The organism is Burkholderia sp. AU16482, assembly GCF_002223285.1.
Classification (GTDB): Bacteria; Pseudomonadota; Gammaproteobacteria; order Burkholderiales; family Burkholderiaceae; genus Burkholderia; species Burkholderia semiarida.
In genome coordinates this window covers 665,733-681,760 of the sequence record NZ_NKEY01000003.1, presented here as the reverse complement: position 1 = coordinate 681,760, position 16,028 = coordinate 665,733, and the positions used below count along the sequence as shown (strand labels likewise).

The window sequence follows — 16,028 nt, the reverse complement described above, 5'->3', positions numbered from 1 at the left end:
CGCGGGCCGCTCGATGAATCCATCCCGCCTCTTCATTCTCCGGCCGGTCGGCACCGCCCTCCTGATGGCGGCGATCATGCTGGCCGGCCTCGTGGCGCTGCGCTTCCTGCCGCTCGCCGCGCTGCCCGAGGTCGACTACCCGACGATCCAGGTCCAGACCTTCTACCCGGGCGCGAGCCCCGAAGTGATGACGTCGTCGGTCACCGCGCCGCTCGAACGCCAGTTCGGGCAGATGCCGTCGCTGAACCAGATGTCGTCGCAAAGCTCGGCCGGCGCGTCGGTGATCACGCTGCAGTTCTCGCTCGACCTGCCGCTCGACATCGCCGAACAGGAAGTGCAGGCCGCGATCAACGCGGCCGGCAATCTGCTGCCGTCCGACCTCCCTGCCCCGCCGATCTACGCGAAGGTGAACCCGGCCGATGCGCCGGTGCTCACGCTCGCCGTCAAGTCGAAGACGCTGCCGCTCACGCAGGTGCAGGACCTCGCCGACACGCGCCTCGCGATGAAGATCTCGCAGATCGCCGGCGTCGGCCTCGTGAGCCTGTCGGGCGGCAACCGGCCGGCCGTGCGGATCCAGGCGAACCCGACCGCGCTCGCGCAGTACGGGATGAATCTCGACGACCTGCGCACGACGATCTCGAACCTGAACGTCAACACGCCGAAGGGCAACTTCGACGGCCCGACGCGCGCGTACACGATCAACGCGAACGACCAGCTGACGAGCGCCGACCAGTACAACAGCGCGGTCGTCGCGTACAAGAACGGCCGCCCGGTGATGCTGACCGACGTCGCGACGGTCGTCGCCGGCTCGGAGAACACCAAGCTCGGCGCATGGGTGAATGCGGACCCGGCGATCATCCTGAACGTGCAGCGCCAGCCGGGCGCGAACGTGATCGCGACCGTCGACGCGATCAAGGCGCAGTTGCCGAAGCTGCAGGAAACGCTGCCGGCCGCGCTCGACGTCGAGATCGTCACCGATCGCACGACGATGATCCGCGCGGCCGTGCGCGACGTGCAGTTCGAGCTGCTGCTCGCGGTCGCGCTCGTCGTGCTGGTGATGTACCTGTTCCTCGCGAACGTCTACGCGACGATCATCCCGAGCCTGTCGGTGCCGCTGTCGCTGATCGGCACGCTCGCGGTGATGTACATGGCCGGCTTCTCGTTGAACAACCTGTCGCTGATGGCGCTCACGATCGCGACCGGCTTCGTCGTCGACGACGCGATCGTGATGATCGAGAACATCGCGCGCTACGTCGAGGAAGGCGAATCGGGGCTCGAGGCCGCGCTGAAGGGCTCGCGGCAGATCGGCTTCACGATCATCTCGCTGACGGTCTCGCTGATCGCGGTGCTGATCCCGCTGCTGTTCATGGGCGACGTGGTCGGGCGCCTCTTCCACGAATTCGCGATCACGCTCGCGGTGACGATCGTGATCTCGGCGATCGTGTCGCTCACGCTCGTGCCGATGATGTGCGCGAAGCTGCTGCGCCATTCGCCGCCGCCCGAGAGCCATCGCTTCGAGGCACGCGTGCACCGCGCGATCGACTGGGTGATCGCGCGCTACGCGGTCGCGCTCGAATGGGTGCTGAACCGCCAGCGCTCGACGCTCGTCGTCGCGCTGCTGACGCTCGGGCTGACCGCGCTGCTCTATGTGTTCGTGCCGAAGGGCTTCTTCCCCGCGCAGGACACCGGCGTGATCCAGGCGATCACGCAGGCGCCGCAGTCGATCTCGTACGGCGCGATGGCCGAACGCCAGCAGGCGCTCGCGGCCGAGATCCTGAAGGACCCGAACGTCGCCAGCCTCACGTCGTTCATCGGCGTCGACGGCAGCAACATCACGCTGAACAGCGGGCGGATGCTGATCAACCTGAAGGCGCGCGACGAACGCGGCGAAACGGCCGCGCAGATCATCCGCGGCCTGCAGCAGCGCGTCGCGAACGTCACCGGCATTTCGCTGTTCATGCAGCCGGTGCAGGACCTGACGATCGACTCGACGGTCAGCCCGACGCAATACCAGTTCATGCTGACGAGCCCGAATTCGGAAGAATTCGCGACCTGGGTGCCGAAACTCGTCGCGCGGCTGCAGCAGGAGCCGTCGCTCGCCGACGTCGCGACCGACCTGCAGAGCAACGGCCAGTCGGTGTACATCGAGATCGACCGCGCGAGCGCCGCGCGCTTCGGCATCACGCCGGCAACCGTCGACAACGCGCTGTACGACGCGTTCGGCCAGCGCATCGTGTCGACGATCTTCACGCAATCGAACCAGTACCGCGTGATTCTCGAGTCGGAGCCGAAAGAGCAGCACTACGCGCAATCGCTGAACGACATCTACCTGCCGTCGGCCGGCGGCGGCCAGGTGCCGCTGTCGTCGATCGCGTCGTTTCACGAGCGGCCGTCGCCGCTGCTGGTCGCGCACCTGTCGCAGTTCCCGTCGACGACGATCTCGTTCAACCTCGCGCCGGGCGCGTCGCTCGGCGAAGCGGTCAAGGCGATCGGGGCCGCCGAGAAGGACATCGGCCTGCCCGGCTCGTTCCAGACGCGCTTCCAGGGCGCGGCGCTCGCGTTCCAGGCGTCGCTGTCGAACCAGCTGTTCCTGATCCTCGCGGCGGTCGTCACGATGTACATCGTGCTCGGCGTGCTGTACGAGAGCTACATCCACCCGATCACGATCCTGTCGACGCTGCCGTCGGCCGGCGTCGGCGCGCTGCTCGCGCTGATGATTACCGGGCACGACCTCGACATCATCGGGATCATCGGCATCGTGCTGCTGATCGGCATCGTCAAGAAGAACGCGATCATGATGATCGACTTCGCGCTCGAGGCCGAACGCGTCGAAGGCAAGCCGCCGCGCGAGGCGATCTACCAGGCGTGCCTGCTGCGCTTCCGGCCGATCCTGATGACGACGCTCGCCGCGCTGCTCGGCGCGGTGCCGCTGATCGTCGGCTCCGGCGCGGGCTCCGAGCTGCGCCAGCCGCTCGGGATCGCGATCGCCGGCGGCCTGATCGTGTCGCAGGTGCTGACGCTGTTCACGACGCCCGTGATCTACCTCGGCTTCGACTCGCTCGCGCGCCGCATGCGCGGCTGGTTCGAGCGGCACGGCCCCGACGCCGGCACGCGCACGGACGTGTAAGCGATGAACCTGTCGCGTCCCTTCATCACCCGCCCCGTCGCGACGACGCTGCTCGCGCTCGGCGTCGCGCTCGCGGGCCTGTTCGCGTTCATCAAGCTGCCGGTGTCGCCGCTGCCGCAGGTCGACTTCCCGACGATCTCGGTGCAGGCGTCGCTGCCGGGCGCGAGCCCGGAAACGGTCGCGACCAGCGTGACGAGCCCGCTGGAGCGGCACCTCGGCTCGATAGCGGACGTCTCCGAAATGACGTCGACGAGCACGGTCGGCAATGCGCGGATCATCCTGCAGTTCGGCCTGAACCGCGACATCGACGGCGCCGCGCGCGACGTGCAGGCCGCGATCAACGCGGCGCGCGCCGACCTGCCGGCCGCGCTGAAGAGCAACCCGACCTACCGCAAGGTCAACCCGGCCGATTCGCCGATCATGGTCGTGTCGCTGACGTCGGAGACGGCGTCGCCGGCGAAGGTGTACGACGCCGCGTCGACGGTACTGCAGCAGTCGCTGTCGCAGATCGACGGGATCGGCCAGGTCTCCGTGAGCGGCTCCGCGAACCCGGCCGTGCGCGTCGAGCTCGAACCGCAATCGCTGTTCCACTACGGGATCGGCCTCGAGGACGTGCGCGCGGCGCTGGCCTCCGCGAACGCCAACGCGCCGAAGGGCGCGATCGAGTTCGGCCCGCAGCGCTTCCAGCTCTACACGAACGACCAGGCGTCCCAGGCGTCGCAGTATCGCGATCTCGTGGTCGCCTACCGCAACGGCTCGGCCGTGCGGCTGTCCGACCTGTCCGACGTCGTCGATTCGGTCGAGGACCTGCGCAACCTCGGATTGTCGAACGGCAAGCGCGCGGTGCTCGTGATCCTCTACCGCTCGCCCGGCGCGAACATCATCGAGACGATCGACCGCGTGCGCGCGGCGCTGCCGCAGCTCACCGCGTCGCTGCCCGCCGACATCACGGTCACGCCGGTGCTCGACCGCTCGACCACCATCCGCGCGTCGCTGAGGGACACCGAGCACACGCTGCTGATCGCGATCAGCCTCGTCGTGATGGTCGTGTTCCTGTTCCTGCGCAACTGGCGCGCGACGCTGATCCCGAGCGTCGCCGTGCCGATCTCGATCGTCGGCACGTTCGGCGCGATGTACCTGCTCGGCTTCTCGATCGACAACCTGTCGCTGATGGCGCTGATCGTCGCGACCGGCTTCGTCGTCGACGATGCGATCGTCGTGCTCGAGAACATCTCGCGGCACATCGAGAACGGCAAGTCGCGGATGCAGGCCGCGTTCGACGGCGCGCGCGAAGTCGGCTTCACGGTGCTGTCGATGAGCATCTCGCTCGTCGCGGTATTCCTGCCGATCCTGCTGATGGGCGGGATCGTCGGGCGCCTGTTCCGCGAGTTCGCGCTGACGCTGTCGCTCGCGATCGCCGTGTCGCTCGCGGTGTCGCTCACGCTCACGCCGATGATGTGCGCGCGCCTGCTGCCCGACCAGCACAACCCGCAACGCGAGGGCCGCTTCGGGCGCTTCCTCGAACGCGGTTTCACGCGCATGCAGCGCGGCTACGAGCGCTCGCTGTCGTGGGCGCTGCGCCGGCCGCTGTTGATCCTGCTGACGCTGTTCGCGACGATCGGGCTGAACGTCTACCTGTACGTCGTCGTGCCGAAGGGCTTCTTCCCGCAACAAGATACCGGGCTGATGATCGGCGGCATCCAGGCCGACCAGTCGACGTCGTTCCAGGCGATGAAGCTGAAGTTCTCCGAGATGATGCGGATCGTGCAGGGCAACCCGAACGTGAAGAGCGTCGCGGGCTTCACCGGCGGCACGCAGACCAACTCGGGCTTCATGTTCGTCACGCTCAAGGACCGCACCGAGCGCAAGCTGTCGGCCGACCAGGTGATCCAGCAGTTGCGCCCGCGGCTGGCGGACGTCGCGGGCGCGCGCACGTTCCTGCAGGCGGCGCAGGACATCCGCGTCGGCGGCCGGCAGAGCAACGCGCAGTACCAGTTCACGCTGCTCGGCGATTCGAGCGCCGACCTGTACAAGTGGGGGCCGATCCTGACCGAGGCGCTGCAGAAGCGCCCCGAGCTGACCGACGTGAACTCCGACCAGCAACAAGGCGGCCTCGAGGCGATGGTGACGATCGACCGCGCGACGGCCGCGCGGTTCGGCATCAAGCCCGCGCAGATCGACAACACGCTGTACGACGCGTTCGGCCAGCGGCAGGTCTCGACGATCTACAACCCGCTGAACCAGTACCACGTCGTGATGGAAGTCGCGCCGAAATACTGGCAGAGCCCGGAGATGCTGAACCAGGTGTGGATCAGCACGTCGGGCGGCAGCGCGAACGGCTCGCAGACCACCAACGCGGCCGCGGGCACCTTCGTCGCGACCTCGGCCGGCACGTCGAGCGCCGGCACGGCCGCGCAGAGCGCCGCGGCGATCGCGTCCGACTCCGCGCGCAACCAGGCGCTCAACGCGATCGCGGCGAGCGGCAAGTCGAGCGCGTCGTCGGGCGCGTCGGTGTCGACGTCGAAGTCGACGATGATCCCGCTGTCGGCGATCGCGACGTTCGGGCCGAGCACGACGCCGCTGTCGGTCAACCACCAGGGGCTGTTCGTCGCGACGACGATCTCGTTCAACCTGCCGCCCGGCGTGTCGCTGTCGCAGGCGACGCAGATCATCTATCAGACGATGGCGGAGGTCGGCGTGCCGCCGACGATCGTCGGCAGCTTCCAGGGCACCGCGCAGGCGTTCCAGCAGTCGATGAACGATCAGCCGATCCTGATCCTCGCCGCGCTGCTGGCCGTCTACATCGTGCTCGGGATCCTGTACGAGAGCTACATCCACCCGATCACGATCCTGTCGACGCTGCCGTCGGCCGGCGTCGGCGCGCTGCTCGCGCTGCTGCTGTTCAAGACCGAGTTCAGCATCATCGCGCTGATCGGCGTGATCCTGCTGATCGGCATCGTGAAGAAGAACGCGATCATGATGGTCGACTTCGCGATCGACCAGACGCGCAACAACGGGAAGTCGTCGTTCGACGCGATCCACGAGGCGTGCCTGCTGCGCTTCCGCCCGATCATGATGACGACGATGGCGGCGCTGCTCGGCGCGCTGCCGCTCGCGTTCGGCAGCGGCGACGGCGCCGAGCTGCGCGCGCCGCTCGGGATCGCGATCGCCGGCGGCCTGATCATGTCGCAAGTGCTGACGCTCTATACGACGCCGGTCGTGTACCTGTACATGGATCGGCTGCGCGTGTGGGCCGAAAAGCGGCGCAATCGCCGCGGCAACAGCGGCGGGCCGGCCGTCGCCGGCGAGTGACGAAAGCGGCCGCCCTCGGGCGGCCGTCTTTTGCGCTTGATTGCCGGGTTTGATTGCAGGACTTGGTGGCCGGACGTGGTGGACGGACTTGTTTGCCGGCCGCGATCGGCTATCGTGTATCCATGCCCACCCCATTCCCGTCCCGGAATCTCGCCATGAACGTCCAGCTCAACCATACGATCGTCTGGTGCCGCGACAAGCATGCGTCGAGCCGCTTCCTCACCGAGTTGCTGGAATTGCCGCCGCCGACGCCGTTCGGCGCGATGCTGGTCGTCGCGCTCGACAACGGCGTGTCGCTCGATTTTTACGAACAGGCGGGGGAGATCCGGTCGCAGCATTACGCGTTCCTGATCGACGAAGCCAGCTTCGATCGCGTGCTCGCGCGCATCCGCGAACGCGGGTTGCCGCACTGGGCCGATCCGGCGAAGCGGCAAGCCGACGACATCTACCGCCACAACGGCGGACGCGGCGTGTACTTCGACGATCCGGACGGCCACTTCCTCGAAGTGATGACGCGACCGTATGCGCTGAACGGTTAGTGGAAGAAGGCCGGCATCGCGCCGGCGACGGGGCGGCGGGCCTCGCAACCGCGCTGCTTCATGCGAACGCGCGGCCTGTGCCTGCGCCCCATCCGGCCCGCACTTCGCGGCGGCGCGACGGATGGCGCTTCATCAGGCAGGTCCTTACTCGGCAGCCTCGGCCGTCTTGCGCGGCCGCCGCGCGCGCGGCGCCGCCTTGCGGGCCGGCTTCTTCGGCTTGGCCGGGGCCGGCGCGTCAGCGACCGCTGCGATCGGTTCGGCGTGTACGGGAGCATCGTGCGCGGGCTGCGCGACGGCATCGCCGCCGGTTTCACCGCGTGCCGGCGCCGCGCCGGCGGCTCGCCCGTCGTCATGTTGCGCGTCGCGATGCATCGCTTCGGCATGCTTGCCGCCGCCGCGCTTCGCGTCGCCCTGCGGGGCCTCGCCTTCCTCCACCGCCGCCTGCCGGCCGGCGCTCTTGCCGTCGCCGCCCTTCTTCGTACCGGCCTTCTTCGCGGGGGTCTTGCGAGCACGCTTGCGTGCGGTCTTCGCATCATCGTGCCCGCCCGCCGGTTCGCCGTGCGCGGCCGCGGCTTCGCCGACGGTCACATCGGCTTCGTCCGCGTCGGTGAATTCGACCGCCGTCTCGACCGGCTCGTTCTCCTGCACGAACGGCGTGCCGAACGGCGTGCCGAATGGCTCGCCAACCGGCTCGCCGTGCCGCCCGCGTCCGCGGTGATGGCGCGGCTCGCGCTCGGCCTGCACCGGCTCCGCCGGGCGCCGGCCGTGCTGGGCCGGTGCGTGTTCGGCCGCCACGGCGTGCTCCACGGCCGACTGGCGGGCCCGCGACACGAACGCGCCCGACTTGTCGTCGCGCCCCACTTCGAGCAGGCCGCGCGCCTGCGCCTCGTCGAGCAGGTTGCCGAACGCACGGAACCCGTAGTACGACTCGTTGAAATCCGGCTTGCGGCGCTTGATCGCGCTCTTGAGCACCGACGCCCAGATCTTGCCGACGTCGTCGCGCTCCGACGCGAGCGCGTCGAACGTCTCGACCGCCAGCGCGATCGCCTCGGCCTTGCGCGCCTCCATGTCGTGCTTGCGCGACGGCTCGTCGGGCCGCTTCGCGCCGCCGTTGCCCGCGCGCTGCTGCTGTTCGCGCTTCGCGAGCGCACGCTGCTGCTCGCGCACCAGATCGTCGTAGAAGATGAATTCGTCGCAGTTCGCGACCAGCAGGTCCGACGTCGATTTCTTCACGCCGACGCCGATCACCTTCTTCGCGTTCTCGCGCAGCTTCGACACGAGCGGGGAAAAATCCGAATCGCCGCTGATGATCACGAACGTATCGACGTGCGACTTCGTGTAGCAGAGGTCGAGCGCGTCCACGACGAGCCGGATGTCGGCCGAATTCTTGCCCGACTGGCGCACGTGCGGAATCTCGATCAGCTCGAAGCTCGCCTCGTGCATCGACGCCTTGAAGCCCTTGTAGCGATCCCAGTCGCAATAGGCCTTCTTCACGACGATGCTGCCTTTCAGCAGCAGGCGCTCCAGCACGGGCTTGATGTCGAATTTCTCGTACTTCGCGTCGCGCACGCCGAGCGCGACGTTCTCGAAGTCGCAGAACACGGCCATGCTGACGTTGTCCAAGGGTAATGCCATGTGTACTCCAACCGGTGGGCCGACGCGTTATTCACGCGTAGCGGCGAAAAATGCATCGCGCACATGATAGCCGGTCGGCGCGTCATTCCCGCATCCGGGCGAACGAATGCACGCCGGCATGCGTCGTGCCGGTACGCCCGCAGCCGGTCGCCCACGCCGGTACGCCCACGCCGGTACGCTCGCGCCGGTACGCCCGCGCCGGTACGCCCCTTATTACGCCCCCACCGCCGGGCCGATTCGACATTACACTTGAGTTATCGGTCGTCCGTCCCTATCTGCACGGATGACGCATCGAGCAAGGAGCGGTTTCATGACGACGAAGGTACTGCTGATTGGCGCGACCGGACGAACGGGCCAGGCCTGCGCGGATCTGCTGCTCAAGCAGCCGGAGTTCGAGGTCACGGCGCTCGTGCGCCGGCACGGCTATGCGCTGGCGGGCGCACGGGTCGTCGAGGCCGATCTGACGAACGATTTCTCGCACGCCTTCCAGGGCATCACGCACGTGATCTACGCGGCCGGCTCCGCCGAATCGGAGGGCGCGATCGAAGAGGAGCAGATCGACCGCGACGCGGTCGCCCGCGCGGCCGACTACGCGCTCGCGTTCAACGTGCAGAAGCTCGTGGTCGTCAGCTCGTTGTCCGCATACCGGCCGGAGCACGGGCCCGACGCGCTGCGCCACTATTCGCAGATGAAGCGCGAAGGCGACGACCGCGTGATCGCGTCGGGCGTCGACTACGTGATCCTGCGCCCGGGCCCGCTCACGGACGATCCGGGCGTCGGCAAGATCGCGCTGACCGACACGTGGCTCGATCCCGCGCCGCCCGTGTCGCGCCAGGACGTTGCATGGGCCGCGATCGAGGCGATCAAGCTCGGCATCTCACGCAAGATCGTCGGCTTCGTCGGCGGCGGCGTGCCGATCGAGCAGGCGCTGCGCGCGTAACGGCAACGGGCGGCCACGCACAGGCCGGGCGTTCCCGTGCCCGCGGCCCGCACGACGGGCCGTTTTCACGCGCGCGGGCAGCCGCCTACTGCTTCGGATGCGCGTCGGCCCACGCCTTCACGGCGGCGAGCGTGTTCTCGACGTGCTTGTCGGGCGACAGGCTCGTGTATTCGTAGAGAACCTTCCCTTCCGGCGAAATCACGTAGGACACGCGGTTCGCCCGGTCGAGCGCCGGCAGCTTCGCGTCGTATTCGCGGATGATCTTCGCGTCCGGGTCGGCCGCTACCGGGAACTTGCTGCGGCATTCGCTCACCGAGAACTTCGTCAGCGTGTCGATGTTGTCGGCCGACACGCCGATCACCGTCGCGCCGTAAGCCTTGTAACGGTCGACCGCGTCCGCGAACGCATGCGCCTCGATCGTGCAGCCCTTCGTGAACGCCGCCGGATAGAAATACAGCACGACCGGCCCCTGCTTCAGCGCGTCCGCGAGCGAGTACGTATACGTCTTGCCGCCCAGCGACGCCTGCGTCGTGAAATCGGGCGCCGCGGCGCCCGGCTTCAGTTGCGCCTGCGCCAGCAGCGCATGGCCGGCCACCAGCGCCGCCATGGCGCCCAGCAACAGTTTTCTCTTCATCTGCGTCCTCATTTCTTATAAAGTCAGCCTCGATGTAGGCCACGTGGGCGTTCGCCTGCCGAACACCGCATCGATGATCCGGACCCGCGGCAGCGCCGCGCGTGGCCGGCCCGTTAAAGATTTCTGCCAGTCTGCCGTTATTCCTTCCGGACAACCGGTTCCAGCCCTTCACGTCAGCGAGAAACATGGAAGCCAACAGGAAACAGACGTCACGCAAGGGCTCCTGGCGCAGCGCCTTGCATACGCTGCGCCGCTTCGCTCGGTCGGGCGGCGCGCTGATGCCCGCGCGCGCCGTGGCGCCGCGCCGCGACGACTCCGTGCGCGACTGGCTGGAACAGACGGTCGGCACGGTGGATTTCCTCGCCCATGTCGACCGCGAGCTGCGCTTTCTGTACGTGTCCGACGCGAGCCTGCGCTTCATCGGCTACCACCGCGACTACCTGCATACGCTGACGCTGCGCGACCTGATCGCCGAACAGGATACCCCGGCGCTCGAAGGCTTGCTCGCCCGCGCCGCACGCTCCGGCCAGGTCGAGAAGGCGACGATGTGCATCGTCAAGTCGCTCACCTACCCGCTGGACGTCGAGGTCCGCGCGTTCAAGAGCCGCCACCACGGCGTCGACGGCTTCGCGATCGCGGCGTTCGACGTGTCGTCGTGGCGCGCGCTCGAGGCACGCCTGACGTACGAAATGCACCATGACCCGATGACGGGGCTCGACAACCTGTCCGCGCTCGTGCCGGCGCTGATGCGCGCGCAGCAGACCGCCGACGAGGACGGCACCTGCGCCGCGCTGCTGCTGCTCGACCTCGACGACTACCAGCGGATCAACCGCGCGCTCGGCTACGACGCGGGCGACACGCTGCTGCGCGAAACCGCGCAGCGGCTGAAGGCGCTCGTCACGCCGAACGAGCAGCTCGCGCGCGTCGCGAGCGACAAGTTCGCGGTCGTGCTGGGCGCACCGGACCGCACGCAGGCGAGCCATGCAGCCGACGCGCTCGCGCGCCGGCTGCAGGCCGCCGTGCGCGAGCCGTACGTATTCCAGGGGCAGACCGTGCACCTGTCCGCGAGCATCGGCATCGCGCTCTACCCCGACGAACGTGCCGCGCCGCATCGGGCGCAGCATCACAGCCCGCTGCTGCGCCGCGCCGACCACGCGCTCGCGCAGGCGAAGGCCTCGGGCGGCAACGCGCTCGCGTTCCACGCGCCCGTCGACGATCCGGCCGACGCCGAACGGCTCAAGCTCGAAGCCGACCTGTACGACGGCGTGCGCAACGGCGAGTTTTCGCTCCATTTCCAGCCGATCACCCATAGCCAGTCGGGCGCGGTGGTCGGCGTCGAGGCGCTGATCCGCTGGCGCCATCCGGTGCACGGCCTCGTGCCGCCGGCCACCTTCATCCCGCTCGCCGAATCGATCGGCCTGATCAACTACCTCGGCAACTGGGTGCTGAAGGCCGCGTGCATGCAGCTCGTCGCCTGGGACGGCCAGGGGCTCGCGCTGCAATACGTGGCGGTCAACGTGTCGCCGCAGCAGTTCCGCGACCCGCGCTTCACGCAGAGCGTGCGCGAGGCGATCGCGCTGACCGGCATCGACCCGCGCCGTATCGTGCTCGAAATCACCGAAAGCCTGCTGATGCACGATCCCGCGCACGCGAAAATGCTGCTCGAGGAGCTGACCGATCTCGGCATCCGCTTCGCGATCGACGATTTCGGCACCGGCTATTCGAGCCTTGCCTATCTGCAGCGCTTCCCGCTCGCGAAGCTGAAGATCGACCGCAGTTTCGTCGAGAACCTGCTGACGTCGCGCAACGACCGCGCGATCGTGTCGGCGGTGGTCGGCCTCGCGCAGACACTCGATCTCGAGCTCGTCGCCGAGGGCGTCGAGACCGAGGCGCAGCGCGAGCTGCTGACGGAGATGGGCTGCAATCACATCCAGGGCTGGCTCGTCTGCCAGGCGCTGCCGTCCGAGGAGCTCGCGCGGCGCTTCGCGGCGCAGCAGCTGCACCTGCACGCCGCCGCCTGACGCGCGCGGCGAACCGGACGGATCCGTATGTCAATCACCGAACACCTGCCCCGCACCGCGCTGCTCGACAAGCTGTGGGCGCGGATGAACGAACGGGGCGATTTCCCGCTGCTGTCGGAATCGCTGCGCGCGACGATGGCCGCGATGAAGAACGACGATCTCGACTTCACCGCGCTCGTGCGCGTCGTGCTGTCGGATTTCGCACTCACGCAGAAAGTGCTGCGGCTCGCGAACTCCGCGATGTACATGGCGTTCGGCGGCAACATCACCACCGTGACCCGCGCGCTGATGGTGCTCGGCATGGATGCCGTCGGCCATCTCGTGGTCGGGCTCAAGCTCGTCGACCATTTCCATCAGAGCACGCCGCGGCGCATCGACGCGAAGCTGGAGCTGAACCGCGCGCTGCTGTCCGGCTGCGTCGCGCGCAAGCTCACCGAGCGCGCCGAACTGCGCGCGGGCGAGGAGGCCGTCGTCTGCACGCTGATGCGCCAGGTCGGCAAGCTGCTGGTGGTCTGCTATCTCGACAGCGAGTGGGACCGCATCCGCCGCCGCGCGGCCGAACTGAACGGCGACGAATCGGCCGCCTGCACCGACGTGCTCGGCGTCGGCTTCGACGAGATCGGTCTCGAGGCAGCCGCGCGCTGGCGGCTGCCCGACGTGATCCGCGCGGGGATGGCCGACGGCGACCACGCGGCGCACGCCGACGCATTCGACGACGAAGACGGCGACGCCCGCCACGCGGGCCCGGCCGCCGACGACGGCCCGGCAGAGCGCATCCGCTGGCTGCGCGCGGTGAGCCGCTGTTCGACCGACGTCGCCGGCGCGCTCGTCATGCCTGCCAGCGCGCAGCGCGACGCGCGCATCGCGGCGCTCGCGCAGCACTACGGCGCTGAGCTCGACATGGAATCCGAGGCGATCGTCGAGATCGCCGAGCGGCTCGCGCGCGAGGAAGCGAGCGACACGGTGATGCGCGAGATCGTCGAGCTGCGCGCGAACGCCGATGCGATCGCGCGCGCGCAGGCCGAACCCGAGGCATGCCTCGAAGCCGGTCTTGCCGACCTGCGTGCGCTGCCGTCCGAGCACGTGCTGACGCCGGTGCTCGCGCTCGCGTCGGAAAGCCTGCTGGCCGGCCTCGCGTTCACGCGCACCGTGATGTTCGTGCGTCACGACGACGGCACGTTCGCCGCGCGCCTGGGCTTCGGCCCCGGCGTCGATACGGCGCTCGACCGGCTGCGCTTCGACGAGCGCTTCGAGCCGGACGTGTTCCATCTCGCGATCACGAATTCGGTCGGCATCTTCATCGAGCAGGCACGGGAGCCGAAGATGGTGAAGCGCCTGCCTGCGTGGTATCTCGACGCGTTCGACGACACGCGCGCATTCGTGCTGCTGCCCGTACGCGTCGGCGCGACGAGCGTCGCGCTGCTGTACGGCGACTGGGCCGGCGCGCAGCCCGCGCGCAAGATCTCGCAGCAGGAGATGGCCGTGCTCAACGAGCTCGCACGCGAGCTGGGGCGGTTCTTCGCCGCGCAGCCGGGCTGACGGCCGGCCCGCCGCTGCCGTTTTCGCTGCCGAAAAGCAAACCGGCCGCATCGGCGGCCGGTTTTTTTACATCGTGCGCGCACGAAACGCTTACTTGAGCGTGACGGGCACGCTGAAGTACTTCTTCGCGAGGTTGTCGATCGTACCGTCGGCCTTCAGTTCCTTCAGCGCCTGATCGAGCGCGGTCTTCAGCGCCGCGTCGTTCTTGCGCAGGCCGAAGCCGACGCCCGAGCCGAGGATCTCGGCGTCGCTGACCGTGCCGCCCGCGAACCCGAAGCCCTGGCCTTGCGGCTTCGTCAGGAAGCCCTTCGAGCCGGCTTCCGAATCCTGGAAGGTCGCGTCGAGACGGCCCGACTTCAGGTCGGCATAGGCCAGATCCTGCGTCTGGTACGGCACGACTTCAACGCCGGCCGGCGCCCACTTCTTCTTCGCGTACGCTTCCTGGATCGTGCCCTGCAGCACGCCGACGCGCTTGCCCTTCAGCGCTTGCGGGGTCGGCAGCAGGCCGCTGCCCTGCTTCGCGATCAGCTGGTTCGGAATCGTGTAGATCGGATCGGTGAACGCGATCGCGTGCTTGCGCTGGTCCGTGATCGTCATGTCCGAGTTGATCGCGTCGAACTTGCGCGCCTGCAGCGCCGGGATCAGGCCGTCGAAGTCGTTCTCGACCCACACGCACTTCGTCTTCAGCTTCGCGCACACCGCGTTGCCGATGTCGATGTCGAAGCCGGTCAGCTTGCCGTCGGGCGTCTTGTATTCGAACGGGGCGTACGAGGCCTCGACGCCGAACCGGATCTCCTTCAGATCCCCGGCAAGCGCGCTGCCTGCCGCCACCGCCGATGCCGCCACCACCGCATGCGCGGCCACTTTACGCCAATCCAACTTCATCAGGTGTTCTCCTCGATACTCGAATGTTCCGAAACGACGGGCGCATCCATCATTGCAGGGTCGGATGACACCGGCAATGCCGACGCCGCGCCGTGATGCGGCGCAACAGCCGCAAGGCCGCGATTGTACCAATCCGCGCGGCCCGGCATGGCGGAGCGGGCGTCGGCGCGCGATGCTGCGCCGCGTGCCCGGCGGCCGCCACGCGACCCGCCGAACTTGCAAGACGGTGTCGCAAACCAGCAAGCGCGACGCACTCGCCGTCTGCGCGGCGGGCGGGCGTCATCGCCAAAATGAAGGGGCCGCGGGACGATGCGCGCCGCGCGTCGCCGCGGCCCGCACGATCGCGCCTCGATCAGACGAGTGCGGCCAGCGTCTCGCGCGTCGTGTCGATCACGAGCAGGCCCGCGCGCAGCCCGGGCTTCACGGTCGGGTTCGGAAACACGATCCGTTCCTCGTCGTGCGTCACCGTGTAGCGGTAGTCGCCGTCCCGTGCGAGCACGGTGCCGCGTGCGAATGCGGTGAAGTTCGCGACGTCGGCTGCGACGAACAGCTCGAGCGCGTCGCTCTGCTTCGTGATCTGGTCGATCACGGTGAACACGCGCGGCAGCGGCGGACGGCCGCCCTCGGCCGCGTCTTCACGCCGCTCGCCCGACACGAGCTTGCGCACCGCACGATCGGCCGGCGCGAAACGCGCGAGGTCGTTCTGGCCGAACGGCCGCACCTTGCCGAGCTCCAGCGTGCACGCGAGCGCACCGCACTGCTCGGCCGTGAAATGCGAATACGTGTTGCCCTTCGCGGTGTGCAGCAGCACGGCCGCGATGCGCGCATCGCCGAGCCATTCGACCATCGCGCGCGTGGGCGGCGTGCCCGTGTGCGGCAGCAGCGCGAACTGCTCGAATACCGACGCACGGATCGCCGTATGCATGTCGATGTGCCAGCGCGCGCCGCCCGCCGGCGCCGCCGCGAAGAAGGCGGATGCCGCCGCTTCGAGCCGCGCGGCGCGCGGCGCTTCGCGGCTCGCGGGCGCCTGCGCGTGACGGCCGCCGAACAGGCGGTTCAGGTCGTCGTCGAGATAGCGTTCGCCCGCGCGCATCGCCGGCACGTTGCCGAGCACGACGAGCAGCCGGCACGCGAGCGGCAGCGCGCCCGACGCGAGATCGCGCACGAGCATCGACAGCAGCTCGATCGGCGCGGTCTCGTCGCCGTGCACGCCGGCCGACACGAGCACGCTCGCGCGCGCCGCGGCGTCAGCGGCGGCAGGCTCGAACGCGATCAGCCCGTCGCCGAGCCATTGCCAGCGCACCGCGTCGCCCGCGCAGGCGCCGTGCGTTTCAGCCGGCGCATCTCCCGCCAGCGTGAACGCGAGAAAATCGTCGAGCAGCGCGGCGGCCGGCAT

10 protein-coding genes are annotated in these 16,028 nt (G+C 68.6%); 6 read left to right on the top strand and 4 right to left on the bottom strand.

The window, feature by feature from the left end:
* The first annotated feature begins 13 nt into the window (after window positions 1-13).
* The 3 genes from CFB35_RS05725 to CFB35_RS05715 all read left to right on the top strand — a co-directional run bounded on the left by CFB35_RS05725 (window position 14) and on the right by CFB35_RS05715 (window position 6,978).
* Window positions 14-3,127 (top strand): MdtB/MuxB family multidrug efflux RND transporter permease subunit, encoded by a 3,114-nt coding sequence (locus CFB35_RS05725; RefSeq protein WP_059573948.1) that lies wholly within the window; start codon window positions 14-16, stop codon window positions 3,125-3,127.
* Between the two features lie 3 nt (window positions 3,128-3,130).
* Window positions 3,131-6,439: an efflux RND transporter permease subunit gene (locus tag CFB35_RS05720; protein WP_059573949.1), complete on the top strand. Its 3,309-nt coding sequence runs from the start codon at window positions 3,131-3,133 to the stop codon at window positions 6,437-6,439.
* 155 nt (window positions 6,440-6,594) lie between these two features.
* Entirely contained in the window at window positions 6,595-6,978 is a 384-nt protein-coding gene (locus CFB35_RS05715) for a VOC family protein (RefSeq protein WP_059573950.1), read from the top strand.
* A gap of 144 nt (window positions 6,979-7,122) precedes the next feature.
* Here the strand turns inward: CFB35_RS05715 and CFB35_RS05710 are convergent, their stop codons facing one another.
* Window positions 7,123-8,613 (bottom strand): NYN domain-containing protein, encoded by a 1,491-nt coding sequence (locus tag CFB35_RS05710; protein WP_059573951.1) that lies wholly within the window; start codon window positions 8,611-8,613, stop codon window positions 7,123-7,125.
* 310 nt (window positions 8,614-8,923) lie between these two features.
* Between CFB35_RS05710 and CFB35_RS05705 the strand changes: the two genes are divergently transcribed.
* Complete coding sequence (locus tag CFB35_RS05705; protein ID WP_059573952.1) at window positions 8,924-9,553, top strand: SDR family oxidoreductase; 630 nt, start codon at window positions 8,924-8,926, stop codon at window positions 9,551-9,553.
* A gap of 85 nt (window positions 9,554-9,638) precedes the next feature.
* Here CFB35_RS05705 and CFB35_RS05700 read toward each other — a convergent pair whose 3' ends face one another.
* The gene (locus tag CFB35_RS05700) at window positions 9,639-10,187 is read right to left on the bottom strand and encodes a peroxiredoxin (protein ID WP_059573953.1); all 549 of its coding nucleotides are present in this window, start codon (window positions 10,185-10,187) and stop codon (window positions 9,639-9,641) included.
* Window positions 10,188-10,465: 278 nt separating this feature from the next.
* Here CFB35_RS05700 and cdpA point away from each other — a divergent pair, with 278 nt between their 5' ends.
* Both cdpA and CFB35_RS05690 read left to right on the top strand, forming a co-directional pair.
* Window positions 10,466-12,208: a cyclic di-GMP phosphodiesterase CdpA gene (gene cdpA / locus CFB35_RS05695; protein WP_196485201.1), complete on the top strand. Its 1,743-nt coding sequence runs from the start codon at window positions 10,466-10,468 to the stop codon at window positions 12,206-12,208.
* A gap of 27 nt (window positions 12,209-12,235) precedes the next feature.
* The gene (locus tag CFB35_RS05690) at window positions 12,236-13,747 is read left to right on the top strand and encodes an HDOD domain-containing protein (RefSeq protein WP_059573955.1); all 1,512 of its coding nucleotides are present in this window, start codon (window positions 12,236-12,238) and stop codon (window positions 13,745-13,747) included.
* 90 nt (window positions 13,748-13,837) lie between these two features.
* Here CFB35_RS05690 and CFB35_RS05685 read toward each other — a convergent pair whose 3' ends face one another.
* Window positions 13,838-14,632 carry an ABC transporter substrate-binding protein gene (locus tag CFB35_RS05685; RefSeq protein WP_059573956.1) on the bottom strand — a complete coding sequence of 265 codons (795 nt, stop codon included), beginning with the start codon at window positions 14,630-14,632 and terminating at the stop codon, window positions 13,838-13,840.
* A gap of 352 nt (window positions 14,633-14,984) precedes the next feature.
* Complete coding sequence (gene astE, locus CFB35_RS05675) at window positions 14,985-16,028, bottom strand: succinylglutamate desuccinylase (protein WP_059573957.1); 1,044 nt, start codon at window positions 16,026-16,028, stop codon at window positions 14,985-14,987.

Excerpts from the sequence above, each read along its gene's own strand:
- CFB35_RS05705 (WP_059573952.1), top strand. The coding sequence starts at position 8,924 with ATGACGACGAAGGTACTGCTGATTGGCGCGACCGGACGAACGGGCCAG.
- CFB35_RS05700 (WP_059573953.1), bottom strand. The coding sequence starts at position 10,187 with ATGAAGAGAAAACTGTTGCTGGGCGCCATGGCGGCGCTGGTGGCCGGC.
- astE (WP_059573957.1), bottom strand. The coding sequence starts at position 16,028 with ATGCCGGCCGCCGCGCTGCTCGACGATTTTCTCGCGTTCACGCTGGCG.
- cdpA (WP_196485201.1), top strand. The coding sequence starts at position 10,466 with ATGCCCGCGCGCGCCGTGGCGCCGCGCCGCGACGACTCCGTGCGCGAC.
- CFB35_RS05710 (WP_059573951.1), bottom strand. The coding sequence starts at position 8,613 with ATGGCATTACCCTTGGACAACGTCAGCATGGCCGTGTTCTGCGACTTC.
- CFB35_RS05715 (WP_059573950.1), top strand. The coding sequence starts at position 6,595 with ATGAACGTCCAGCTCAACCATACGATCGTCTGGTGCCGCGACAAGCAT.
- CFB35_RS05720 (WP_059573949.1), top strand. The coding sequence starts at position 3,131 with ATGAACCTGTCGCGTCCCTTCATCACCCGCCCCGTCGCGACGACGCTG.
- CFB35_RS05690 (WP_059573955.1), top strand. The coding sequence starts at position 12,236 with ATGTCAATCACCGAACACCTGCCCCGCACCGCGCTGCTCGACAAGCTG.
- CFB35_RS05725 (WP_059573948.1), top strand. The coding sequence starts at position 14 with ATGAATCCATCCCGCCTCTTCATTCTCCGGCCGGTCGGCACCGCCCTC.
- CFB35_RS05685 (WP_059573956.1), bottom strand. The coding sequence starts at position 14,632 with ATGAAGTTGGATTGGCGTAAAGTGGCCGCGCATGCGGTGGTGGCGGCA.